14 protein-coding genes are annotated in these 25,202 nt (G+C 66.3%); 7 read left to right on the top strand and 7 right to left on the bottom strand.

Features of this window, described 5'->3' with window-relative positions:
* Nucleotides 1-285: 285 nt before the first annotated feature.
* From QZ546_RS16665 to QZ546_RS16655, 3 genes are all read right to left on the bottom strand, one after another.
* Nucleotides 286-2,073, bottom strand: a complete 1,788-nt coding sequence (locus QZ546_RS16665; RefSeq protein ID WP_294240048.1) for a long-chain fatty acid--CoA ligase — start codon at nt 2,071-2,073, stop codon at nt 286-288.
* Nucleotides 2,074-2,153: 80 nt separating this feature from the next.
* Entirely contained in the window at nt 2,154-3,908 is a 1,755-nt protein-coding gene (gene ggt / locus QZ546_RS16660) for a gamma-glutamyltransferase (protein ID WP_367113545.1), read from the bottom strand.
* Between the two features lie 46 nt (nt 3,909-3,954).
* Entirely contained in the window at nt 3,955-4,983 is a 1,029-nt protein-coding gene (locus tag QZ546_RS16655) for a quinone-dependent dihydroorotate dehydrogenase (RefSeq protein ID WP_294240045.1), read from the bottom strand.
* 186 nt (nt 4,984-5,169) lie between these two features.
* Between QZ546_RS16655 and QZ546_RS16650 the strand changes: the two genes are divergently transcribed.
* Together QZ546_RS16650 and QZ546_RS16645 are read left to right on the top strand one after the other, a co-directional pair.
* Nucleotides 5,170-6,258 (top strand): catalase family protein, encoded by a 1,089-nt coding sequence (locus QZ546_RS16650; RefSeq protein WP_294240044.1) that lies wholly within the window; start codon nt 5,170-5,172, stop codon nt 6,256-6,258.
* A gap of 28 nt (nt 6,259-6,286) precedes the next feature.
* A complete protein-coding gene (locus tag QZ546_RS16645) occupies nt 6,287-7,060 on the top strand; it encodes a metallophosphoesterase (protein WP_294240041.1) in 774 nt (257 codons plus the stop codon).
* Between the two features lie 112 nt (nt 7,061-7,172).
* Here the strand turns inward: QZ546_RS16645 and QZ546_RS16640 are convergent, their stop codons facing one another.
* Complete coding sequence (locus QZ546_RS16640) at nt 7,173-8,420, bottom strand: hypothetical protein (protein ID WP_294240040.1); 1,248 nt, start codon at nt 8,418-8,420, stop codon at nt 7,173-7,175.
* A 396-nt stretch (nt 8,421-8,816) separates the two neighbouring features.
* Between QZ546_RS16640 and rpoB the strand changes: the two genes are divergently transcribed.
* The 3 genes from rpoB to QZ546_RS16625 all read left to right on the top strand — a co-directional run bounded on the left by rpoB (nt 8,817) and on the right by QZ546_RS16625 (nt 17,817).
* Nucleotides 8,817-12,995: a DNA-directed RNA polymerase subunit beta gene (rpoB, locus tag QZ546_RS16635; protein ID WP_294240038.1), complete on the top strand. Its 4,179-nt coding sequence runs from the start codon at nt 8,817-8,819 to the stop codon at nt 12,993-12,995.
* Between the two features lie 85 nt (nt 12,996-13,080).
* The gene (rpoC, locus tag QZ546_RS16630; protein WP_294240034.1) at nt 13,081-17,367 is read left to right on the top strand and encodes a DNA-directed RNA polymerase subunit beta'; all 4,287 of its coding nucleotides are present in this window, start codon (nt 13,081-13,083) and stop codon (nt 17,365-17,367) included.
* A gap of 270 nt (nt 17,368-17,637) precedes the next feature.
* On the top strand, nt 17,638-17,817 hold the full coding sequence (locus QZ546_RS16625) for a hypothetical protein (RefSeq protein WP_294240032.1): 180 nt from the start codon (nt 17,638-17,640) through the stop codon (nt 17,815-17,817).
* Nucleotides 17,818-18,128: 311 nt separating this feature from the next.
* Here the strand turns inward: QZ546_RS16625 and QZ546_RS16620 are convergent, their stop codons facing one another.
* Nucleotides 18,129-19,196, bottom strand: a complete 1,068-nt coding sequence (locus QZ546_RS16620) for a hypothetical protein (protein WP_294240031.1) — start codon at nt 19,194-19,196, stop codon at nt 18,129-18,131.
* Nucleotides 19,197-19,351: 155 nt separating this feature from the next.
* On the opposite strand from QZ546_RS16620, the gene QZ546_RS16615 reads away from it, so the two are divergent.
* Entirely contained in the window at nt 19,352-21,091 is a 1,740-nt protein-coding gene (locus tag QZ546_RS16615) for a hypothetical protein (RefSeq protein ID WP_294240030.1), read from the top strand.
* Nucleotides 21,092-21,274: 183 nt separating this feature from the next.
* On the opposite strand, the gene rplL is transcribed toward QZ546_RS16615, so the two are convergent.
* The gene (gene rplL / locus QZ546_RS16610; protein ID WP_007403895.1) at nt 21,275-21,649 is read right to left on the bottom strand and encodes a 50S ribosomal protein L7/L12; all 375 of its coding nucleotides are present in this window, start codon (nt 21,647-21,649) and stop codon (nt 21,275-21,277) included.
* Nucleotides 21,650-21,722: 73 nt separating this feature from the next.
* Entirely contained in the window at nt 21,723-22,244 is a 522-nt protein-coding gene (gene rplJ, locus QZ546_RS16605) for a 50S ribosomal protein L10 (RefSeq protein ID WP_294240028.1), read from the bottom strand.
* A 441-nt stretch (nt 22,245-22,685) separates the two neighbouring features.
* Here rplJ and QZ546_RS16600 point away from each other — a divergent pair, with 441 nt between their 5' ends.
* Nucleotides 22,686-25,166, top strand: coding sequence for an alkaline phosphatase PhoX (locus tag QZ546_RS16600; RefSeq protein WP_294240026.1), 2,481 nt, complete (start codon nt 22,686-22,688; stop codon nt 25,164-25,166).
* The last annotated feature ends 36 nt before the right edge of the window (nt 25,167-25,202 follow it).

Genomic DNA, 25,202 nt, shown 5'->3' with positions numbered 1-25,202 from the left:
GATTGAAGAGGACATGCTTTACGACAAGAATGAGGCGTCTTCGCCTCTGCCACTGGCCACACCCCTCCCGCCTGCGGGAGGGGTGTGGCCAGTGGCAGAGGCGAAGACGCCTCATTCTTGTCGTAAAGCATGTCCTCTTCAATCCTCCCCATCGTCAGATGGGGAGGGGGACCATGCGTAGCATGGTGGAGGGGCAGGCAACGCTGGTGAGGACACCTGCCCCTCCACCACCGGGCTGCGCCCGGCGGTCCCCCTCCCCAAGCCGAGCTTGGGGAGGAATGGGACTCAATTCTTGTACAGCGCGTCCAGTCGCTCGCCGTAAACCTCGCGCAGGACGTGCCGCCGGATCTTCAGCGACGGCGTCAGCTGCTGGTTCTCGATCGCGAAGGGTTCGTCGGCGATGATGAAGCGGCGGATGCGCTCGGTCACCGACAGGTCGCGATTGACCCGGTCGATCGCCGCCGAGATCGCGCCCCGGAAATCCAGATCGTCGTCCAGCGCCGCGCGGTTGCAGCCCGTGCCGGACTTCGCGCACCATTCGGCGGTCCACTCCGCATCGGGCACGATCAGCGCGACCATATAGGGGCGGCGGTCGCCCGCGATCATCGCCTGGCCGATCTCGGGCTGGAGGGTCAGCATCCCCTCGACCTTCTGCGGGGCGACATTCTCGCCCTTGTCGTTGATGATCAGGTCTTTCTTGCGGTCGGTGATGCGCAGGCGGCCGGCGGCGTCGAACTCGCCGATATCGCCGGTGTGCAGCCAGCCGTCCTTCAGCACCCGGTCGGTCTCGACCGGATTGCGCCAGTAACCGTGCATGACCAGCTCGCCGCGGACCAGGATCTCGCCATCCTCGGCGATCTGTACCTCGGTGTCGGGCAGGGGCGGCCCGACCGTGTCCATCCGCACGCCCGTCTTGGGGCGGTTGCAGGCGATGACCGGCGCGGCCTCGGTCTGGCCATAGCCCTGGAGCAGGGTGAGGCCGATCGAGTGGAAGAACAGCCCGATTTCCGGGTTCAGCGGCGCACCGCCCGACACCATCGCCTTCAACCGCCCGCCGAAGCGCTTGGCGATCTTGGGCTTGAACAGCGTCTTGACCGCCAGCTGCGCCGGGCGGTCGATCAGGCGCAGGCGGCCGTCATAGCTGCGGCGGCCCAGCACCAGCGCCTGGTCGAGCAGCTTGGCTCCCAGCCCGCCCTTCTTCTCGATCGCCTTGGCGATACGGGTGTGCAGCACCTCGAACAGGCGGGGCACGACGAACATGATCGTCGGCCCGACTTCCTCCATATTGGCGGCGAGCTTGTCGAGTCCCTCGGCATAATAGATCTGCCCGCCCAGCGAGATGGGGAAATGCTGGCCGCCGGTATGCTCATAGGCGTGGGAGAGGGGGAGGAAGGACAGGAACACCTCGTCCCCCCAGCCGAAATCCTCCTCGATGATCGCGCTGCATCCGGCGCAATTGTGCAGGATCGCACCGTGATGCTGCATCACCCCGCGCGGTGCGCCGCCGGTGCCCGAGGTGTAGATGATGCAGGCCAAGTCCTCGCGGGTGAAGTCGGCCTGTGCCGCGATCGACTCCGGCGGGGTCGGATGCTCGGCGATCAGCGTGTCGTAATGGCGACAGTCGATCTGGGACGGGCCGAGCCTCAGCGGCTCGAACCCGATCACCGTCTGGACATGGTTGGAGCGCAGCGCGGCGGGCATCAGCGTCGTCGCCAGCTTCTGGGTCGACACGATGATCGCGCGGGCACCCGAATTCTCGATGATATGGGTGTGATCGCGCTCGGTATTCGTCGTGTAGGTCGGCACGGTGACGCAGCCCGCCGCCATGATCGCCAGGTCGGCGATGCACCATTCCGGCCGGTTCTCCGACACCAGCATCACCCGGTCGCCGCGCTGCAGGCCGGTCGCCTTCAACCCTGCCGCCAGGGCCGCGACGCGGCGTGCGGTGTCGGCCCAGCTGATCGCGCGCCAGGCGCCGTCCTGCTTGCGCCAAAGGAAGGGGGCGTGGCCCTTCTCTGCGGCGCGGGTGAAGAACATGGTGACGAGATTGGGGAAATATTCGAGCGTACGCATGGTGCCTCTCCCACCGGCCCGTGTTGCGCGACGTAACGCGCGACCGGGCTCTTTGTTTTCGTGTCGTCCGGGGGCGGCCTTTATTCGGCGGGCCGTCCGGGCTTGTCGCCGACGCGGCGGATAGCGGTCGTCCGGCCGCTTACGTCGATCGCCACGCCCTCGCTGCGGGGATCGGCCGCGCCGACCCAGTGGCCGCCGACACGCTCGATGGCATTGGCTTTCAGCCCCAGCGGCGCGACGACCACCGTCTCGCCCAGCGCCTGAAGGCCGGGGACGAGGTCGACCAGCGACGTGCCCTGTTCGACCGTCGCCACCTTGTACGGCGCGAAGAGCAGGCCTTGCGCGATCGCATCCTGCGCACTCATCTTCCAGTCGATCACGCCGATGATCGCCTTGGCGACCTGGGCGATGATGGTCGAGCCGCCCGCCGCGCCGATCGCCAGGTGGACCTGGCCGTCGGGACCATAGACGATGGTCGGCGACATGGAGCTGCGCGGGCGCTTGCCGCCCTCGACCCGGTTGGCGACCAGATCGCCGTCCTTGACCGGCACGATGTCGAAATCGGTCAGCTCGTTGTTCAGCATCGTGCCGTCGACCGACAGGCCGGAGCCGAACGACCCCTCGATGGTGGTCGTCACCTCGGCGACGTTACCGGCGGCGTCGACGGTGACGAGGTCGGTGGTGCCGGGCACCTCGCTGACCGGCGCGCGCACCCGCGCCGGCGCGCCGGGCGGCGTGCCGGGCGTGACCGTCGCCATCGTGCTGTCAGGCGAAATCAGCGCGGAGCGGCTGGCGATATAGGCCGGGTCGAACAACCCCTTCAGCGGCACGCGGACATAATCGGGATCGCCCAGATACGCGTCGCGGTCGGCATAGGCCAGGCGCGAGGCCTCGGCGAACAGGTGCCAGGCCTGTGGGGAATCTTTGCCCAGCTTACCCATGTCAAAGCGTTCGAGCAGCTTCAGGATCGACAACATGGTCGAGCCGCCACCCGAGGACGGGCCCATGCTGCAAATCCTGTAGCCGCGATAGGTCGCGCACAGCGGCGGGCGCGGCTTGGCCGAGTAGGATGCGAGATCGCCCATCGCCATCTTCGACGGATTGCGCGTCGCGCCGTTGACCGTCGTCACCAGCTTCTGCGCCTGCGGGCCGACATAGAAGCTGTCGGGGCCGAGCCTGGCGATCCGTTCCAGCAGGGCGGCCTGTTCCGGGTTGCGGATGGTGCTGCCCAGGGGGAGCACCTGTCCATCGAGTCCGGTCAGCCGCGCGCGGGTGGCGGCGTCGACATGGCCGCCATAGCGGGTCAGCGCGGTCTGGAGGCGCGGGGTCAGCTGGAACCCGTCGCGCGCCAGCCGGATCGCGGGCTGGAACAGCCGCGCCCAGGGCAGCTTGCCGCCCTGGGCATGCGCCATCGCCATCCCGCGCAACGCGCCGGGCACGCCGACACTGCGTCCGCCCGGCACGGCATCGGCATGGCTGAGCGGGCGGCCATCGGGGCCGTAGAACCAGTTCGGCGTCGCTGCCATCGGCGCGGCCTCGCGCGCGTCGATCGTGGTCGTGGCGCCGCCCTGCGCCTCATGGCGTACCCAGTAGCTGCCGCCGCCGATGCCGGAGCTTTGCGGCTCGACCACGTTCAGCGCCAGCATGGTGGCGATGGCGGCGTCGGTCGCGCTGCCCCCGGCGCGCAATATCTCCACCCCGGCGGCGGCCGCGCGTGGGTCGGCGGCGCTGACCATCCCTTCGCTTGGTGCAGCCTTGGGGGCGGGGCCGCGCGCTTGGGCGGATGCGACGAGCGGCAGCGCAAGCGCCGCGACGGACAGGAGCCAGTGCTTCATAACGCCAACCCTAGCGGCAAGCCTTGCCCCACGCCAAGCCGTAACGTCAGGCGCCGACCGCCTCCGCGACGCTGGCAAAGCCGTCACGTGCGAGCAGCGCGTCGAGATCGGCCAGGATGCGGGCGGCGAGGCCGGGCCCTTCATAGACCAGCGCGGAGTAAAGCTGGACCAGGCTCGCCCCAGCCCGGATGCGGGCATAGGCCTCCGCACCGGAGTCGATGCCGCCCGCCGCGATCAGCGTCATCGCCGCCCCGGTGGCTTTCCGGAAATCGGCCAGCCGCGCCCGCGCCAGCGGGGCGAGCGGGCGTCCCGACAGCCCGCCGGTCTCGGCGGCGTTCGCGCTCTTCACCGCCGGGCGGGTGATGGTGGTGTTGCCGATGATGATCGCGTCCAGCCGGTGGTCGATCGCCGCACGCGCGATCTCGTCGATCTGGGCGGGCTCCAGGTCGGGGGCGACCTTCAGGAACAGCGGCACCGTCCCCGCCGCCTCGCGCGAGGCGGCCAGCAGCTCGGCGAGCGCCGGCCCGTGCTGAAGGTCGCGCAGGCCCGGTGTGTTGGGGCTGGAGATGTTGATCGTGACGTAATCGGCGATCGGCGCAGCCTGGGTCACGCCGTGGCGATAATCGGCGATCCGGTCGGCGGCGTCCTTGTTGGCGCCGACATTGATGCCCAACACGCCCTTGCGCCTGGCGGCCTTCGCGCGCGCCAGCCCGGCGTCCAGCCCGCCATTGTTGAAGCCATAGCGATTGACCACGCCCTTGTCCTCGACCAGCCGGAACAGGCGGGGCTTCGGGTTGCCGGGCTGGGGCTTGGGCGTCAGCGTGCCGATCTCAACCAGGCCGAAGCCCAGGCCGAAAAAGCCGTCGATCGCCTCGCCATTCTTGTCGACCCCCGCCGCGAGCCCCATCGGATTGGCGAAGTCGATCCCCGCCACCTTCGTGGCCAGGCGCGGATAGCGTGCCGGATCGCCCCCCAGCGGCGCCCCCAGCGATCCCCAGCGCGACAGCATCGCGACCGTCAGACCATGGGCGCGCTCGGCATCGAGGGCGAATAGGAGTGGGTGATAAAAGGCCATGTCGGCCCGGTTAGCGGATTGATGGGGGAGGGGGAAGCGGGGCGGGTGCCTCCGTCTGCCTCCCTTCCGCTTTCTCTGCTCCCCCTCCCGCAGGCGGGCGGGGCGTGCGTGGGGCGGGCCGCCAGCGCCATCGCGGGGAACGCTATCACCCAACATGGGTTGGTGGGGCTTGCAGGGAGAGCCCCAATGAAACCCCCCGTCCATTTCACCCCCCAGGTCGAAGACGTGAAGCCCGAGGAAGGCGAAACCGTCGACCAGATGAAAGAATCCTTCGCACATATTCTCGACACCACGTCTAAGGACTATGGCCACGGCGTCCGCGCCGTCCATGCCAAGGCGCATGGCATCATCCGCGGCAAGCTGACGGTCCATGACAATCTCCCGCCTGAGCTGGCGCAGGGGCTTTTCGCGACGCCGGGCGACTATGACGCGGTGGCACGCATCTCGACCAATCCGGGCGATATATTGGACGACGCCATCGCCCTACCGCGTGGGCTGGCGCTGAAGGTCATCGGGGTCGAGGGCGAGCGCTTGCCGGGCTCGGAAGGCGACGCGACGCAGGATTTCGTCATGGCCAATGCGCCGGTCTTCACCGCGCCCACCGCCGACGCCTTTGCCAAGAACCTGAAGATGCTGGCCTCCACGACCGACAGGTTCGAGGGCGGCAAGAAGCTGCTGTCCGGAATCCTGCGCGGAATCGAGGCGACGCTGGAGACGGTCGGGGTAGAGAGCGCGACGCTCAAGACGCTGGGCGGGTCGAAGCAGGTGCACCCCTTAGGCGAGACCTATTACAGCCAGACGCCGTTCCGCTACGGCGACCATATCGCCAAGTTCGGCCTGTTCCCGGTCAGCCCTGCGCTGACCCAGCTGACCGGCGACACGGTCGACACCCACGACCGCCCCGACGCGCTGCGCGAGGTGGTGCGCGAGGTGATGATCGAGCAGGGCGGCGCGTGGGAGCTGCGAGTCCAGCTGAACCGCGATCTGGACGCCATGCCGATCGAGGACGCGACCGCCGAATGGAGCGAAGCGGACAGCCCGTACATCACCGTCGCGACCTTTACGGCCGAACCGCAGATCAGCTGGCAAGACGGCCAGACCAATGCGATCGACGATGCGCTGTCCTACAGCATCTGGCACGGCCTGGCCGCGCACCGGCCGCTGGGCAATATCAACCGGGCCCGCAAGGATACCTATCGCTTCTCGGCCGAGTATCGCGGCCGGGTGAATGGCTGTCCGCTGCACGAGCCGCGTGCGATGGCCGAGTTGCCGTGAGGCGGATGGGCAGTTTAGGACGGGCGGCATGATCCGCCTGTTTCATGTCAGCGACGTGCATTTCGGTGCCGAGGACCCCGCCGCGCTCGCCTGGTTCGCCGAGCGGGTCGCGGCGGAAAGGCCGCATGCGGTCATCATGACCGGCGACCTGACGATGCGTGCGACCAAGCGCGAGTTTCAGGCCGGGGGTGCCTGGCTGCAATCGCTGGGCGTGCCGGTGACGGTCGAGGTCGGCAATCACGACATCCCCTATTATTTGGATCCGTTCCGGCGGCTGTTCGCGCCGTACCAGCGTTATGCCGCGATCGAGCGGATGATCGAAAAGCCGCTCGACCTGCCCGGTGTGACGGTGGTGCCGCTGAAGACCACCGCGCGCGCCCAGTGGCGGTGGAACTGGTCCAAGGGGCGGGTCAGCTCCGGCTCGCTCCGCCGGGCGCTGGCGCTGATCGCGGAGGCGCCCAAGGACCATCTGATCCTGGTCGCCGCGCATCATCCGCTGATCGAGGGGCCGACCAAGGGCACCGCCAAGACCCGCAACGGCGATGCCGCGTTGACCCAGCTGGCGGCGGCGGGCGCCCATGCGGTGCTGAGCGGCCATGTCCATGACCCGTTCGACGTGCCGGTCGACCGCGATGGCCGGATCATCCGCATGATCGGTGCGGGCACGCTGTCCAAGCGGACGCGCAAGACGCCGCCCGCGTTCAACGAGTTGCGGATCGAGGGCAAGGGATTCCAGACGCTGGTCCGCACGTTCGGCGAAACCGCGCCGCATGTGATTACCGAGGATATGCGGGCGGGGTGATCGGATAGCGCGGGGCGTGGCCTTCGACTTCGCTCAGGCTGAACGGAGGTAGGGGCCGTTCCTATACAAACAGCCGTTCAGGCTGAGCGAAGTCGAAGCCCACGCCCCGGACTTACCCCCGCATCACATGCGGACGCGCGGCGACCTGGTCGTACATCCGCCCCGGCTGGTCAAGCCAGATCGGCGACAGCTTGGTCGAATCGACGCGTTCCAGGCCGACCGCATAGGCGCAGCGCGCGACGCCCCAGTCGGTATGTGCGGCAGCGGACAGGATCGGTACGAACATCGGCCGACCGGCCGCGTCGATGACATGGATCGCTTCGCGCGGCAGGGCGGTGACGCCGCGCACGGTGCGGCTTTCGCCCGGTGCCAGCGCGAAGGCCGGAACGATCGGACGGCCCTGCGGCTGGCGCGCCAGGTCGATCAGCTCGCCGTCCAGCCCGGCATGAGCGCTCAGCAGGCGCAGGTCGACCGCGACCCGGCCGATCGGCGTCGCGCCGGTGTTGTGCACCGTCACCTCGGCCTCGATCGTCGCGGTCAGCATGTTCAGTCCGACCCGCAGCGGGCGTGCGTCGACCGACAGGAAGCTGGGCTCCGGCGGCAGCGCCGGTGCGGCGGGCTGTGGCGCGGCGGCGGGCGTGGTCGCGCGGGTCCCGGCCTCGGGCATGGCGGTCGGCGTCGGCTCCGGCGTTGCGCCACCCTCGGTCGGGCGGGGCGAGGGCGCTGGCAGCGCAGGCATGCGGCGGCTTCGACGGCCCAGCCAGATGCCGACCGCCAGCGCCGCCAGGCCGGTGCCGATCAGCAGCGGCCAGAAGGGCAGGCCCCGATCGCCCTCGTCCTGGACCTCGGGTGCGGTCGTGCCAGGGGCGGCGATCGCCGGATTGGCGCCCTGACCATTGGTGATGGTCATGCCGTCCACCCCGACCTCAGACGGGGCGGGGACCGCCGGCTCGCGATCGGGCAGGCGCGTCGCGGGCGGCTCGGGCGAGGCCATGGGCGTCGGCTCGGCGACGGACGTCGGACTGGGCGTCGGCGTGGGCGTCGCACGCGGGGTGGGGCGCGGCGTCGGGCTGGGCCGGGGCGTCGGAGCGGGGGTCGGCGTCGCGGCGGCAGGCGTGCTCTGGCCGGGCAGGACGATGCGCGGTGCAGGCGGCGTCGGCACCGGCGTCTGCGACCCTTGCGGGGTGGCGGCGCGCGGGCTCAGGCTGAATCCGTCCAGTCCGCTCGTCGTGGGACGGGCGGCATCGTTATCCTGCGACGAGGTCTGGAACGGCACCGCGACCGCAGGCATCGGCGCGAGCACCGGCGCCAGCGTCAGGGCGAGAAGGCGCGCGACGCGGCGCGGCCCGGACGATGTCATGAAATCCATTCCTCGCGGTAACTATACTCTTCCGGCCGTTCGGACCACCGGCCCGAACACCCCAGCCGTGCCCGGTGGCCGGAAGGGATGCAACCCCTTGTGTAACGCCATATGCGGCCAATATATGGCAGACATGACCGGAAGAGGAACTTTCCCGTCATGTGCGCGTGGCGCTGTTTGACACCGGTGCCTCGCGTGCTTATATCGCTTTCGCTCACCAGGATCTTCGGGAAATGATGCGCCTTCGCGCAGCGTGTCGGTCGAATGGAAGATTGCTGGTTCAACGGACGCCGAATGCCGCCGCATATTGATGCGAGCGGCCTTTCGGCGTCTGTCGTTGCGTCTGGTCCGGAGGCATCCGGGCAGTGATTTACGGCTGACGAGGCAGATAGACCCATGGCAACCAAGGCGATCGACAGCGGCTCCGCCCCGCGCAAGGGCGATGGCGGCACCGCCAAGCGGCGTATCCGCAAGGTATTCGGCGACATCCACGAAGTGGTGCAGATGCCGAACCTGATCGAGGTTCAGCGCGAAAGCTACGAGCAGTTCCTGCGCTCGGACAAGTCCACGGGCCATGTCTCGGGGCTGGAAAAGACGCTGCGCAGCGTCTTCCCGATCCAGGATTTCGCGGGCACCGCCTATCTCGACTTCGACGATTACGTCCTCGAGGACCCGAAGTTCGACGTCGAGGAATGCCGCCAGCGGGGCATCACCTATGCCGCGCCGATGCGCGTCACGCTGCGCCTGACCGCGTTCGAGGTCGATCCCGATACCGAAGCCAAGTCGGTCATCGATATCAAGGAGCAGGACGTCTACATGGGCGACATGCCCCTGATGACGGAGAACGGCACCTTCTTCATCAACGGCACCGAGCGCGTCATCGTCAGCCAGATGCACCGTTCGCCGGGCGTGCTGTTCGACCATGACCGCGGCAAGACCCATGCCTCGGGCAAGTATCTATTCGCCGCGCGCGTGATCCCGTATCGCGGCTCATGGCTGGACTTCGAGTTCGACGCCAAGGACATCGTCAACGTCCGTATCGACCGCAAGCGCAAGCTGCCGGTGACGGCGCTGCTCTATGCGCTGGGCATGAACTCGGAAGAGGTCCTCAACTATTTCTACAACCGCCTGACCTTCGTTCGCGGCGATGGCGGCTGGAAGATCCCGTTCCAGGCCGAGAACTGGCGCGGTGCCAAGCCGATGTTCGACATCGTCGACGCCAGCTCGGGCGAGGTGGTGTTCCCGGCCGGTCAGAAGATCAGCCCCCGCGCTGCCAACAAGGCGGCCAAGGACGGCCTGTCGCAGCTGTTGATCCCGACCGAGGAAATCTTCGGTCGCTATTCGGCCTATGACCTCATCAACGAGCAGACCGGCGAAATCTACGTCGAAGCCGGTGACGAGATCAGCGCCGAGAATCTTGAAGCGCTGGACAAGGCGGGCGTCGACACGATCGAGCTGCTCGACATCGACCATGTCGCGACCGGTCCGTGGATCCGCAACACGCTGAAGGCCGACAAGGCCGAAGAGCGCGAGCAGGCGCTGTCGGACATTTATCGCGTCATGCGCCCCGGCGAGCCGCCGACGCTGGAGACGGCGGAGTCGCTGTTCGCGGGCCTGTTCTTCGATCCCGATCGCTATGACCTGTCGGCCGTGGGTCGCGTCAAGCTGAACATGCGCCTCGACCTCGATTGCCCGGACACGGTGACGACGCTGCGCACCGAGGACATCCTCTCGGTCGTCAAGACGCTGGTCGACCTGAAGGACGGCAAGGGCGAGATCGACGATATCGACAATCTCGGCAACCGCCGCGTCCGTTCGGTGGGCGAGCTGCTGGAGAACCAGTATCGCGTCGGCCTGCTGCGCATGGAGCGTGCGGTCAAGGAGCGCATGTCGTCGGTCGACGTGTCGACCGTGATGCCGAACGACCTGATCAACGCCAAGCCCGCGGTCGCCGCGGTGCGCGAGTTCTTCGGTTCGTCGCAGCTGTCGCAGTTCATGGACCAGACCAACCCGCTGTCCGAAGTGACGCACAAGCGTCGCGTCTCGGCGCTCGGGCCGGGCGGTCTGACGCGTGAGCGTGCGGGCTTCGAAGTCCGCGACGTTCACCCGACGCACTATGGCCGCATCTGCCCGATCGAAACGCCGGAAGGCCCGAACATCGGTCTGATCAACTCGCTGTCGACCTTCGCCCGCGTCAACAAGTACGGCTTCATCGAGACGCCGTACCGCAAGGTGATCGACGGCCGCGTCACCGACGAGGTCGTGTACCTGTCGGCGATGGAGGAACAGAAGCACACCGTCGCCCAGGCTTCGGCCGCGACGGATGCGGACAATCGCTTCACCGAGGATCTGGTCTCGGCGCGTCAGGCGGGCGAATTCCTGATGGCGCTGCCCGATCAGATCACCCTGATGGACGTCAGCCCCAAGCAGCTCGTCTCGGTCGCCGCCTCGCTCATTCCGTTCCTGGAAAACGACGACGCCAACCGCGCGCTCATGGGCTCGAACATGCAGCGTCAGGCCGTGCCGCTGGTGAAGGCGGAAGCGCCCTTCGTCGGCACCGGCATGGAAGAGACCGTCGCGCGCGATTCGGGCGCGGCGATCGCCGCCAAGCGTGCAGGTATCGTCGACCAGGTCGACGCCAGCCGTATCGTCGTGCGCGCCACCGGTGACGTGGACGCGGGCAAGTCGGGCGTCGACATCTACACGCTGATGAAGTTCCAGCGTTCGAACCAGTCGACCTGCATCAACCAGCGTCCGCTGGTGAAGGTGGGCGACGTCGTGAAGGCGGGCGACGTGATCGCCGACGGCCCCTCGACCGAGTTCGGCGAGCTGGCGCTGGGCCGCAACGCGCTCGTCGCGTTCATGCCCTGGAACGGCTACAACTATGAGGACTCGATCCTCATCTCCGAGCGGATCGTGAAGGACGACGTGTTCACGTCGATCCATATCGACGAGTTCGAAGTCATGGCGCGCGACACCAAGCTCGGGCCGGAAGACATCACCCGCGACATCCCGAACGTGGGTGAAGAGGCGCTGCGCAACCTCGACGAGGCGGGCATCGTCTATGTCGGGGCCGAGGTGGAGCCGGGCGACATCCTGGTCGGCAAGATCACGCCGAAGGGCGAATCGCCGATGACGCCGGAGGAAAAGCTGCTCCGCGCGATCTTCGGTGAAAAGGCCAGCGACGTGCGCGATACCTCGCTGCGTCTGCCGCCGGGCGTGGCCGGTACGATCGTCGACGTGCGCGTCTTCAATCGTCACGGCATCGACAAGGACGAGCGCGCGATGGCGATCGAGCGCGAGGAGATCGAGCGTCTGAAGAAGGACGCCGACGACGAGCGCACGATCCTCAACCGGGCGACCTGGAGCCGCCTGCGCGAGATGCTGCTCGACCAGACCGCCACCGCCGCGCCCAAGGGCGTGAAGAAGGGCATCGTCATCGATGCCGAGGTGCTGGAATCGGTCGATCGTCACGAATGGTGGAAGTTCGCCGTTGCCGACGACGCGCGCCAGAGCGATCTGGAAGCGGTCAAGGCCCAATATGACGAAGCCGCCAAGCGGATCACGGACAAGTTCCATGACCGCCGCGACAAGCTGGAGCGTGGCGACGAGCTGCCGCCGGGCGTGCTGAAGATGGTCAAGGTCTTCGTTGCGGTGAAGCGCAAGCTGCAGCCGGGCGACAAGATGGCCGGCCGTCACGGCAACAAGGGCGTCATCAGCCGCATCCTGCCGCAGGAGGATATGCCCTTCCTCGCGGACGGTACGCCGGTCGATCTCGTGCTGAACCCGCTGGGCGTGCCGTCGCGCATGAACGTCGGTCAGATCTTCGAGACGCATCTGGGCTGGGCGGCGCGCAACCTGGGTATGCAGGTCGCGGCGCAGCTGGAGGATTGGCGCGAAGCCAATCCTGACGCCAAGCCGGGCGCGGTGCCGGAAGCGGTGAAGTCGCGGCTCGTGGAGATCTACGGCGATCATTATGCCGAAGACATCCAGAACCGTGACGACGAGGAAGTGGCCGAGCTGGTCCAGAACATCCGCACCGGCGTGCCGATGGGGACCCCGGTGTTCGACGGCGCGCGCGAGAGCGACGTGTCGGAGATGCTGGAACTGGCGGGCCTCCACACCTCGGGCCAGTCGGACCTGTTCGACGGGCGCACCGGCGATCAGTTCGACCGCAAGGTGACCGTCGGCATCATCTACATGCTGAAGCTCCACCACCTGGTCGACGACAAGATCCACGCGCGTTCGATCGGGCCGTACTCGCTCGTTACCCAGCAGCCGCTGGGCGGTAAGGCGCAGTTCGGTGGCCAGCGCTTCGGGGAAATGGAAGTGTGGGCGCTGCAGGCTTATGGCGCGGCGTACACGCTCCAGGAAATGCTGACGGTGAAGTCGGACGACGTGGTCGGCCGCACCAAGGTCTACGAAGCGATCGTCAAGGGCGACGACACCTTCGAGGCGGGCATCCCGGAGAGCTTCAACGTGCTGGTCAAGGAAATGCGCTCGCTGGGTCTCAACGTCGATCTCAAGTCGATGGAAGAGAGCCAGGACGACGGTCTGGCCGAGGCGGCGGAGTAAGACAGGTCAAGCCGGTGGGGCAATCTGCCTCACCGGCACCTTCCTTCTCGCCCGATGAATTTTCCCTCCCTGTGAGGAAAGCAAAATGAACGAACTGACCAACTTCGCCAATCCGGTGGCCAAGCCGGAAACCTTCGACCAGATTCAGATCGGTATCGCGTCGCCCGACAAGATCCGTTCCTGGTCGTTCGGCGAGATCAAGAAGCCCGAGACGATCAACTACCGCACGTTCAAGCCGGAACGTGACGGCCTGTTCTGCGCGCGCATCTTCGGTCCGATCAAGGATTACGAATGCTTGTGCGGCAAGTACAAGCGCATGAAGTACAAGGGCATCGTCTGCGAAAAGTGCGGTGTCGAAGTCACGGTGTCGAAGGTCCGCCGCGAGCGGATGGGCCATATCGAACTGGCCGCGCCGGTCGCGCACATCTGGTTCCTGAAGTCGCTGCCGTCGCGCATCGGCTTGCTGCTCGACATGCAGCTGAAGCAGCTCGAGCGCGTGCTGTACTTCGAAGCCTATATCGTCATCGAGCCGGGCCTGACCCCGCTGGAGAAGTATCAGCTTCTCACCGAGGACGAACTGCTCGACGCGCAGGATGAATATGGCGAGGACGCCTTCTCGGCCGGGATCGGCGCCGAGGCGGTCCGCATCATGCTCGAGAATCTCGACCTGGAAGGCGAGAAGGTCGCGCTGCTCGAAGAGCTGGCCACGACCAAGTCGGAGCTGAAGCCCAAGAAGATCATCAAGCGCCTGAAGGTCGTCGAGAGCTTCCTGGAATCGGGCAACCGTCCCGAATGGATGATCCTGGAAGTCATTCCGGTCATCCCGCCCGAGCTGCGCCCGCTGGTGCCGCTGGACGGCGGTCGCTTCGCGACCTCGGACCTGAACGACCTGTATCGCCGCGTCATCAACCGCAACAATCGCCTGAAGCGCCTGATGGAGCTACGTGCGCCGGACATCATCGTCCGCAACGAAAAGCGCATGTTGCAGGAAGCGGTCGACGCGCTGTTCGATAACGGCCGTCGTGGTCGCACGATCACGGGTGCCAACAAGCGTCCGCTGAAGTCGCTGTCCGACATGCTGAAGGGCAAGCAGGGCCGCTTCCGTCAGAACCTGCTCGGCAAGCGCGTCGACTATTCGGGCCGCTCGGTCATCGTGACCGGCCCGGAGCTGAAGCTGCACCAGTGCGGCCTGCCGAAGAAGATGGCGCTCGAGTTGTTCAAGCCGTTCATCTATGCCCGTCTGGACGCCAAGGGTCTGTCGATGACCCTGAAGCAGGCCAAGAAGTGGGTCGAGAAGGAGCGCAAGGAAGTCTGGGACATCCTGGACGAGGTGATCCGCGAGCACCCGGTTATGCTGAACCGTGCGCCGACGCTTCACCGTCTGGGCATCCAGGCGTTCGAGCCGGTGCTGATCGAGGGCAAGGCGATCCAGCTTCACCCGCTGGTCTGCTCGGCGTTCAACGCCGACTTCGACGGCGACCAGATGGCCGTGCACGTTCCGCTGTCGCTCGAAGCGCAGCTGGAAGCGCGCGTCCTGATGATGTCGACCAACAACATCCTGTCGCCCGCCAACGGCAAGCCGATCATCGTGCCGTCGCAGGACATGGTGCTGGGCCTGTATTACCTGTCGCTCCAGAAGGAGAAGGAACCGGGCGAGGGCATGATGCTGGCGGACATGGAGGAGGTCCATCAGGCCCTCTTCGCCGGTGCCGTCACGCTGCATACCAAGATCATCAGCCGCGTTCCGCAGACCGATGAGCAGGGCAACCAGTACCTGAAGCGCTTCGAAACGACCCCGGGCCGCATGCTGCTGGGCGAGACTTTGCCGAAGAGCCACAAGGTGCCCTTCGACATCGTCAACCGCGTCCTGACCAAGAAGGACGTCGGCGAGGTCATCGACGAGGTGTATCGTCACACCGGCCAGAAGGAGACCGTGCTGTTCGCCGACGCGATCATGGCGCTGGGCTTCCGTCACGCGTTCCGCGCCGGCATCTCGTTCGGCAAGGACGACATGATCATCGCGCCGGACAAGGATCGTCTGGTCGACGAGACGCGCGAGCAGGTGAAGGACTTCGAGCAGCAGTATCAGGACGGCCTGATCACGCAGCAGGAGAAGTACAACAAGGTGATCGACGCGTGGAGCCGTTGCGGCGACCAGGTCGCGAACTCGATGATGAACGAGATCAAGGCGGTCCGGCATTACGAGGACGGCCCGATGGTCGGCCGCGAAAAGCCGATCAACTCGATCTACATGATGGCCCACTCGGGTGCGCGTGGTAGCCCCGCGCAGATCAAGCAGCTTGCGGGCATGCGCGGCCTGATGGCCAAGCCGTCGGGCGAGATCATCGAAACGCCGATCATCTCGAACTTCAAGGAAGGTCTGACCGTTCTTGAATACTTCAACTCGACCCACGGCGCGCGTAAGGGCCTGGCCGACACGGCACTGAAGACGGCGAACTCGGGTTACCTGACCCGCCGTCTGGTCGACGTCAGCCAGGACTGCGTCATCATCGAAGAGGATTGCGGCACGACCCGCGCCCTGGAGATGAAGGCGATCGTGCAGGGCGGCTCGACCATCGCGTCGCTCGGCGAGCGTATCCTGGGCCGCACCACGGCCGAGGACATCGTCAACGCCAAGACCGGCGAAGTCATCATCGCATCGGGCGTCCTGCTCGACGAGCCGATGGTGGCCAAGATCGAGGCGGCGAACACCCAGTCGGTCAAGATCCGCAGCCCGCTGGTCTGCGAATCGAAGGTCGGTGTCTGCGGCAAGTGCTATGGCCGTGACCTCGCCCGTGGTACGCCGGTGAACATCGGCGAAGCAGTCGGCGTCATCGCGGCGCAGTCGATCGGTGAGCCGGGTACGCAGCTGACCATGCGTACCTTCCACATCGGTGGTGCGGCGCAGCTGAACGAGCAGTCGAACCTGGAAGCGGCGGTGGACGGTGTCGTCCAGTTCCGCGACCTGCGCCTGATCACCGACCAGCGTGGCCGCCGCGTGGTGCTGAGCCGTTCGGGTGAGATCGCGATCGTCGACATGGACGGCCGCGAGCTGTCGGTCGACCGTATCCCTTACGGTGCGTACGTCCTGTTCGACGATGGTCACATCGTGTCGAAGGGCGACCGCATGGCCGAGTGGGATCCGTTCACCATGCCGGTGATCACCGAAAACCCCGGTACGGTGAAGTTCCAGGACCTGATCGAGGGCAAGACCCTGACCGAGCAGGTCGACGAAGCGACGGGTATCGCCCAGCGCGTCGTCACCGAATATCGCGCCTCGACCAAGTCGAAGGAGGATCTGCGTCCGCGCATGACCCTGCTCGACGACAATTCGGGCGAGGCCGGCCGCTACATGCTGGCGCCGGGTGCGACGCTCTCGGTCGAGGACGGGGCGCAGGTGCAGGGCGGTGACGTTCTGGCCCGTGTCGCGCGCGAATCGGCCAAGACCCGCGACATCACCGGCGGTCTGCCGCGCGTCGCCGAGCTGTTCGAAGCGCGCGTTCCCAAGGACTCGGCGATCATCGCCAAGGTCTCGGGCCGTGTCGTGTTCGGCAAGGATTACAAGGCGAAGCGCAAGATCGGCATCCAGCCCGAGGATGGCGGCGAGGTCGTCGAGTATCTGGTGCCCAAGTCGAAGGTGATCGACGTTCAGGAAGGCGACTACGTCAAGCGTGGCGACAACCTGATCGGCGGTTCGCCCGATCCGCACGACATTCTGGAAACGATGGGCGTGGAGCCGCTGGCCGAATATCTGGTCAGCGAAATCCAGGAAGTCTATCGTCTCCAGGGCGTGAAGATCAACGACAAGCACATCGAGACGATCGTTCGTCAGATGCTGCAGAAGGTCGAGATCACCGACGGCGGCGACACCACGCTGCTGAAGGGCGAGCAGGTCGATCGCGAGGAAATGGACGCGATCAACGACAAGCTCGACGCGAACCAGGTCCGTGCGCAGGGCAAGCCCGTCCTGCTCGGCATCACCAAGGCGTCGCTGCAGACCCGCAGCTTCATCTCGGCGGCGTCGTTCCAGGAAACCACCCGCGTCCTCACCGAGGCAGCGGTCCAGGGCAAGCAGGACACGCTGATGGGCCTGAAGGAGAATGTCATCGTCGGCCGCCTGATCCCGGCGGGTACGGGCGCTGGCATGAACCGCCTGCGCGTGGCGGCTTCCAGCCGCGACGCCGCGCTCCGCGCGCAGCAGCGCAAGCTGGCCGAGGCGATCATCGCACCGGTCAGCGCCGCCGAAGAGCGGGCCGCCGAGCAGGCGCGTTCGGTGCGTGATGCGGGCGGTGTCGGCAACGATCCGCTGGCCGAGGTCGCACCCTCCGGCCACGGCACCGACGCCGATGCCGGTGAGTATCTGAACGACTGATCCGTCTGACGGATTGGAATCAAAGAGCCGCCGTCCGGGCAACCGGGCGGCGGTTTTTTGCGAACGGCGCTTTGTCCTTTGAAGTAGACGTGATGCCTTGCCTGCGGGCAGGGGGGCGTTGCGACGAAAACAACGGATTTGCGTCGAATGGAGGGGGCTCAGGGCCGTCCGGCGGGAACCGAACCACCTTCCCAACCATATACGAACATTGGAGAAGATCCCGGATGCGCGCGGGTTGTTGGCGCGCCGATGGGACCCCGGAGACCTGAAATGACGTCGCCTGAGATTGACGAAGACTATTTCTACCAGCGTGCCGAAACCGAACTCGAACTGGCCCAGAAGGCGACCCATCCCGCAGCCGTCCGAGCGCATTACATCATCGCCAACCACTATCTCGATCGTGTCTACAGCCAGTCCGAAGACGGAGGCGTGATCGAGGCGGCGGAATAGATCGCGGCTCGAAGATATTGGGGGCTGACGTGCAGGCTCGGCGCCTGAACGGACTGTGTTGCAAGCCCCCTGCCTTCCGGAAAGCGAGCGGGTTCAGCCCTTATCCCGTTATGACTGCCGGAGCCCTAGGACGGATCGACATTCAGCCTATTCCTCCCCTGCAAGGGGAGGTGGCAGGCCGAAGGCCTGACGGAGGGGTGTCCCGGTTAGAGAATTTGGACCTACCTTCGCCACCGGGGACACCCCTCCACCATGCTACGCATGGTCCCCCTCCCCTTGCAGGGGAGGAATAGGCTGAATGCCGATCGGCCCTAGAGATCCGAGAACAACTGTCGTGTCTGATGCGGCGTGATACCCGGTATCGTGGCGGTAAAGGCGAGCAGGTCGCGTTCGAACCGCGCTCTCGCTGCGATCGTCTGATGGCCATTGGTCTCGTAGAGCGCCCGCTCGTCCGGGGGCAGTTGCCGCATGAACTGGGCCCATCCGGCGGCATCGGTGGCAGCGTTGCTACGCTCCGCCAGTGGCGGCACGGCAGGTGACGGGTTTTGCCCGAGCAGCGCGCCGATCTTGGCCGTGAAGCGGGTGAGATCGCTTTCGACGCCGTCGATCGTGCATTGCGTCGCCGCCGTTCCACCATGGCAATCGAGCGTGTGCGCGGCCTCGGCATAGGCGGTCATGCTGGCCAGCACTGTGTCGAACGCCGCACGCCGGGCGGGCGACCAGCTCCGTTTCCAACGGGCGACGATGTGGGCGCGATCCTGGTCGCGAAACGACGCCGCATGCGCCGCGCAGACGCCGCCGCTCATCCCGCTGGAGATGTCGTCGCAGATGCGGAACGGCTTGCGTCCGGGGCCATTGCGGGCGAGCGCCCGAAGATGATCGATCCGCGCCTGCATCGCGGCAGGCGCGTCGTCGATCCCGCACGCCATATGAATTGCCATATCCATGTCGCGTGGTCCGCCCCAGCCATTGGCATAGGCGACGGCGAGAATGCCCGCGCCCCGGAAATAGTCGAGCGGCGGTCCGTCATCGCTCTGCGCGATCGCATATTCGCGCCATGCGCAACGCCGTGCCGCGACAGGATCCGCCGGGTGCCCGATCCCGTATAGCAGCGCCTCGCTACTACAACGCTCCAGGGCCTTGGCCTGTCTGGTGTCGGCGATGTCGGCGGGCGGCGGCCTCAGGGCGATCAGGCGGGCGCAGAGGGCCCGCGATGCGGCCGCACCACGCAGCGCCGCCACGCCGCCGACATAGGAGAGATCGGCGGTCGACCAGTCGTAACGCGGCGCGGAGGCAGCCGTCAGCATCGCGGCAAGAGTCACGATGCCCAGACACCAGAGGCGATTGCGCGGCATTCGCGGGCGACAATGCTGGTCCATCGGTTCCTCGTGCCACGGTCGGTTTGCGCCATGATGACCGGAGCGCGGCAACGGGTTCAAGTGACATTCACGACCATGTTGCAGGTGCTTTGGCAGTCATATCGCCTTGGGGCGTGACGCTCGACAGCCTCTTTCGCTGTCCCTACGGCACGGCCATGGAAGCCGTCGTCCGCTCCTCGAAGACCTTGCCCGCCGTGCCTGCCCGGCTCTGGACGACCGTCCTTCCGTTCGCGCTGACCTATGCCGTCGCCATGCTGCTGGTCTTCCGCGTGCCGATCGCCAGCGGCTTCGACCTCGCTTTCGGCGAGCGGGGGGATGCGCTGATCGAAATGACCATCCTCGAACATTGGCGCAATGTCTGGACGGGCGTGTCGCCGTGGAACAGCGGTTTCTACTTCCATCCCTATCGCGGCACGCTGGGCTATAATGACGGCTATTTCCTTTATGGCCTGTCCTATTCGGCTTGGCGGATGGTCGCCGATCCCTTCCACGCCGATACGCTGAACATCCTGACCTTCAAGACGATCGGCTTTGCCGTCGCCTATCATCTCGTGACGCGCACGCTCGGCTGGGGGCGGGGGAGCGCCCTGCTGGTCGCCTTGCTGTGGAGCATCGCCAGCAACATCCATCTCCAGGCGGTCCATGCCCAGTTGCAGAGCGTCGCGCTGCTGCCGGTGGCGATGATCCTGGCGATCGACACCGTCCGGGCCGAGCTGCGCGGCGAGCGGGCAGGGGCAAGGGGGCGTGCGGTGGCGCTGGCCGCGTTGATGGCGGCTTGGCTGATGACCTCTTATTACATGGCCTGGTTCACCATCTTCTCGGCCTGTCTGTTCGCCTGTTGCTGGATGATTCTCAGCGGGAATCTGGCCCCGGCCGCGCTGATCGGGCTGGTGCGGCGTCATGCCGGGACGCTGGCCTGGGGGGGCGGGGCCTTTGCCGTCCTGATCCTGCCTTTTCTCGCCGTTTATCTGCCCAAGCTGCGCGAGACGGGTGGCGAGGGCTATTATGAGATGCTCGGCTATCTGGTGACGCCGGGGATCGACATGATCAATGTTGGGCCGGGCAATTATCTATGGGGCTGGATCTTCCGCCCGCTGTTCGCGCTGGTCCATATGGTCTTGCCGGAGGACCCGTTGCTGCCCGGTCGCGTGCTGGGGGGTGAGCATCAAGCGGGGTTCCCGCCGATCCTGTGCGTCCTCCTGCTGATCGCGGCGTGGCGCATCGTCGTGCGGCGGCGGATCGGGATCGACCGGACCGCGCCCGTCGAGTGGCGCGCCTTTGCGCTGGCGATGATCGTCGCCTGGGCGCTGACGCTGCAATTCTGGGTGGCCTCGCCCTGGAACCTCGTCTTCTGGCTGGTGCCAGGGGCCAAGGGGTTGCGCACCGTGTCGCGCTACCAGCTCTGGCTGACCCTGCCGTTCCTGCTGGTCGTCGCGGCGGCGTGGCGCGAGCAGGCCGCGCGGCTGGCGGGCAGGCGGCCCTGGTGGCTGGCGGGGATCGTCACGCTGCTGGTCGCCGAGAATCTGAGCGCCGAAACGCCCGCGCAACTCAGCCGCACCGCCCAGCGGACCGCCTTGTCGGCGATCCCGGCGCCGCCACGCGACTGTGCGGTCTTCTATGTCGTCGCGACGCGGGTGAATGAGCCGCTCTATATCAATGCCGAGCTTCACGCGCTCTATCCGCACAATGTCGATGCGATGTTCCTGGCCGAGCAGTGGCGGGTGCCGACGTTCAACGGCTTCTCGACCTTCAATCCGCCCGACTGGCATTTCAGCGATCCGCTGGCGGCGGATTATGATGCGCGCGCGCTGACCTATATCCGTGCGCATGGCCTGCGCCATGTCTGTCGGCTGGACATGCGTGCCGCCCGGCCGTGGAGCCGGGTCGCGGGGTAAATTCCTGACCTCGCCAGCCGGGACACCCCTCCGTCAGGCCTTCGGCCTGCCACCTCCCATGGCAGGGGTGGAAGGGAATAAGAGCCGATCGGTCGGCCCATAAGAAAAGGGCGACCCCCGCTAAGGGGCCGCCCTTTCTTTAGCTCGCCAAGCGAACGGGTGCGGGGTTGCCCCCGCAGCCGATTACTTGAGCTCGACGGTCGCGCCGGCTTCTTCGAGCTGCTTCTTGATCTTCTCGGCCTCGTCCTTGGCAATGCCTTCCTTGACGGGCTTCGGAGCGCCTTCGACCAGCGCCTTGGCTTCGGTCAGGCCCAGGCCGGTGATCGCGCGGACTTCCTTGATGACGTTGATCTTCTTGCCACCGTCGCCGGTGAGGATCACGTCGAATTCGGTCTTCTCTTCAGCGGCCGGAGCAGCAGCGCCGCCAGCAGCAGGAGCCGCGGCAACAGCAGCGGCGGCCGAGACGCCCCACTTCTCTTCAAGCATCTTCGAGAGCTCAGCGGCCTCGAGGACGGTCAGCTCGCTCAGCTGGTCAACCAGCGCGTTCAGGTCTGCCATGTTCTTATCTCCAATACGGGCCGGGTAAAATGGCCCGAGTGTGTCAGTTCAAATCGTCGTATTCGCCCGAAGATCAGGCGGCTTCCTTGTCCTTGTCGGCATAAGCCGCGAGGACGCGGGCGATCTGCGCCGCGGGAGCCTGGGTGATGGTGGCCAGCTTCGTGGCAGGCGCCACGATGAGACCAACCAGCTTCGCCCGGAGCTCGTCCAGCGAGGGCAGAGTCGCCAGCGCCTGCACGCCTGCGACATCAAGGACGTTCGCACCCATCGATCCGCCGACGATCTCGAACTTGTCGGTCGTCTTGGCGAATTCCACGGCCACCTTGGCGGCGGCCACGGGATCGATCGAGCTGGCAATGCCGACGGGACCCGTCAGCATGTCAGCGACACCGGCATAGTCGGTGCCCTGGGCTGCGATCTTGGCAAGCCGGTTCTTCGAGACCTTGTAGGTCGCGCCGGCTTCCCGCATCTTCGTGCGCAGGGCCGTCGACTGGGCGACGGTCATGCCGTGGTTGCGGGTGATGACCACCACGCCAACCTCGTTGAAGTTGCGGTTCAGTTCGGCGACGGCCTGGCTCTTTTGATCGCGATCCATGCCATTCTCCATGGTTGGAACGACCGCGAACGGTCATCCCGGTTGCTTGACCGGGGGGTGTGACCACCCCTCGGGGTGTCCAGCGATGGGGAATGGGCAACCGACGCGTGAGAAACGCGGGGCAGACCGGGCGGGACCAGCAAGTGGTACGACCGGCAAAATCCTTTTCCCCGTCTCGGCAGGAGATTAAGCCAGGGCATATTCCCCGGCACCTGCTGTCTAGGACGGAATCCGAACGGGCAAGCCCATCCGGATGCGGGGACGCCCTTAGGCGTATGGCGGGGGCGAGTCAAGCATCGCCAAAGAATGACGTGAGTGTCATCCAATGGTCATGCAAGGGTCATTCGGATGACGCCGAAATGACGCCTGTGTGACTTGGTCGGGCGGCAAAGCATCGCCCACAGACCGCGCAGCTCCTCGCGCGGCGCCGGGGGATTTTCCATGTCGGATATCAACAGCCTGGTCGCCTATGACGATGGCGACATCGACACCAATCGTTCGACCAACACCCATATGAGCGACCTGATCGCCACCCGCCTGTCACGCCGCCAGACGCTGCGCCACGGCGTGTCGGCGATGACCACCGCGCTGTTCGGCGGCATGTTGCTCAGCGGTTGCGACGACGAGAATCCGCAGGCCGTGCAGGCGACTGCGGCGGGCAGCACCGCCAGCGTCGCGGCGGGCCGTGCCGTCACCCTGACCGGTACCGTCGCCAGCGGCCAGGTCGCGAACGTCAACTGGAGCCAGACGGCAGGGCCTTCGGTCACGCTGACCAACGCCAACCAGCTGGTCGCGTCGTTCCGCGCGCCTGCGGTGGCGACCGCGACTCAGCTGGGCTTCAACCTGGAGATCACCAGCCGCGACGGCCTGGTCACCAACAACAGCGTGACCGTGACCGTCACGCCGATCACGCTCGACTTCACCGCCGTGCCGCACAGCCTGGCGGACATCGTCACGGTGCCCTCGGGCTATAGCGTCACCGTGCTCTATCGCCTGGGCGATCCGATCAGCGGTAGCGTGCCCGCCTTTGCCAATAACGGCACCGACACCAACTATGCCCAGCGCGCGGGCGACCATCATGACGGCATGAGCTATTTCGGCCTTGCCGCCAGCGGGGCCAGCCCCGATCCGACGAGCAGCACGCGCGGCCTGCTAGTGCTGAACCACGAGAACATCACCCAGCTCTATCTCCACGCCAACGGCCCGTCGCCGTCGCCGCGCCCCGAATCGGAGGCGATCAAGGAAATCGAGTGCCACGGCGTCTCGGTGGTCGAGGTATCGCGCTCGGGCGGCGCCTGGGCCTATGTCCAGGGTTCGTCGCTGAATCGCCGCATCACGCCGAACACGCCGATGGCATTCAGCGGCCCGGTCAAGGGCAATGCCTGGCTGAAGACCGCCTATTCGACCGATGGCAGCATGGGGCGCGGCACGATCAACAACTGCGCCAACGGCACGATGGCGTGGAACACGTACCTGACCAACGAAGAGAATTGGGCAGGCTATTTCCGGCGCACCTCGGGCGATGCGGCGGTGCGGGCCACGACGACGGCCACGCAGAACACCTCGCTCGCCCGTTACGGCATCACCGAGGGGCGCTCGGGCAATTATGGCTGGACGACGGTGACGCCGTCCGATGCGTCGAGCACGGTCTTCCGCCGCTGGAACGCGACCGCCAATGCCGCACTGGCCGCAGACGGCACCGCCGATTTCCGGCACGAGCCGTTCCAGTTCGGCTGGGTGGTCGAGATCGACCCGTTCAACCCCAATTCCACCCCGCGCAAGCGCACCGCGCTCGGCCGTATGAACCATGAAGGTTGCCAGAGCGGCCGGATGATCGCGGGGGTTCGTCCGGCCTTCTACATGGGCGACGACGCGCAGAACGAATATATCTACAAATTCGTGTCGGCGACGCCGTGGAGCGCTTCGGATGCGTCCGCCAGCGACCGCCTGGCGGTGGGCGACAAATATCTCGATAACGGCACGCTTTATGTCGCCAAGTTCAACGCCGACGGCACCGGCATGTGGATGCCGTTGGTGTTCGGTCAGAACGGGCTGACCGCCTCGAACAGCAGCTATGCTTTCGCCGACCAGGCTGACGTCCTGATCAACACGCGCCTCGCCGCCGACGTGCTGGGCGCGACCAAGATGGACCGGCCGGAATGGACCGCCGTGAACCCGGCGACCGGCGAGATGTATTGCACGCTGACCAACAACGCCTCGCGCCGCCCGGTCGCCTCGGGCAGCCTGACCGGCGTCGATGCGGCCAATCCGCGCGCCTATGTCGATCCGCCCTCGACCTCGGTCGGCAACCGCAACGGCCATATCATCCGCCTGCGCGAGACGAACGACACGACCGAGGCGACCAGCTTCACCTGGGACGTCTATGCCTTTGGCGCGGGCGCGGACCTCGATCCGACCAACATCAACCTGTCGGGGCTGGACGCGACCAACGACTTCTCGTCGCCCGACGGCCTGTGGTTCAGCCTGCCAAGCAATGTCGCCGGGCAGCAGACGCCGGTGATGTGGATCCAGACCGATGACGGCGCCTTCACCGACGTCACCAACTGCATGATGCTGGCCGCGATTCCCGGCCGGGTCGGCGATGGCGGCACCCGTTCGGTGACGAGCAGTGCAGGGAGCGCGTCGGCGACCGTCACCACCCGCATCGGCAAGGCGCCGGGCGTGACGCTGAAGCGCTTCCTGGTCGGCCCGAAGCAGTGCGAGATCACCGGCATCCACTCGACGCCGGACGGCACCTCGGTCTTCGTCAACATCCAGCATCCGGGCGAGGATGCCAGCGGCGTCGCCGCCCCGACCAGCAACTGGCCCGCCAGCCAGTCGGGCAGTGCGGCCGCGACCGTGCGCCCGCGTTCGGCGACGATCGTCATCACCAAGAATGACGGCGGCGTGGTCGCGATCTGATCGACTGATCGTATCGCATGCGCCTGGGGGGCGGGA

The organism is uncultured Sphingomonas sp. (assembly GCF_913062585.1).
GTDB lineage: Bacteria > Pseudomonadota > Alphaproteobacteria > Sphingomonadales > Sphingomonadaceae > Sphingomonas.
Note: the sequence above shows the minus strand (reverse complement) of the source record. Positions and strands in the feature narration are given on the sequence as shown.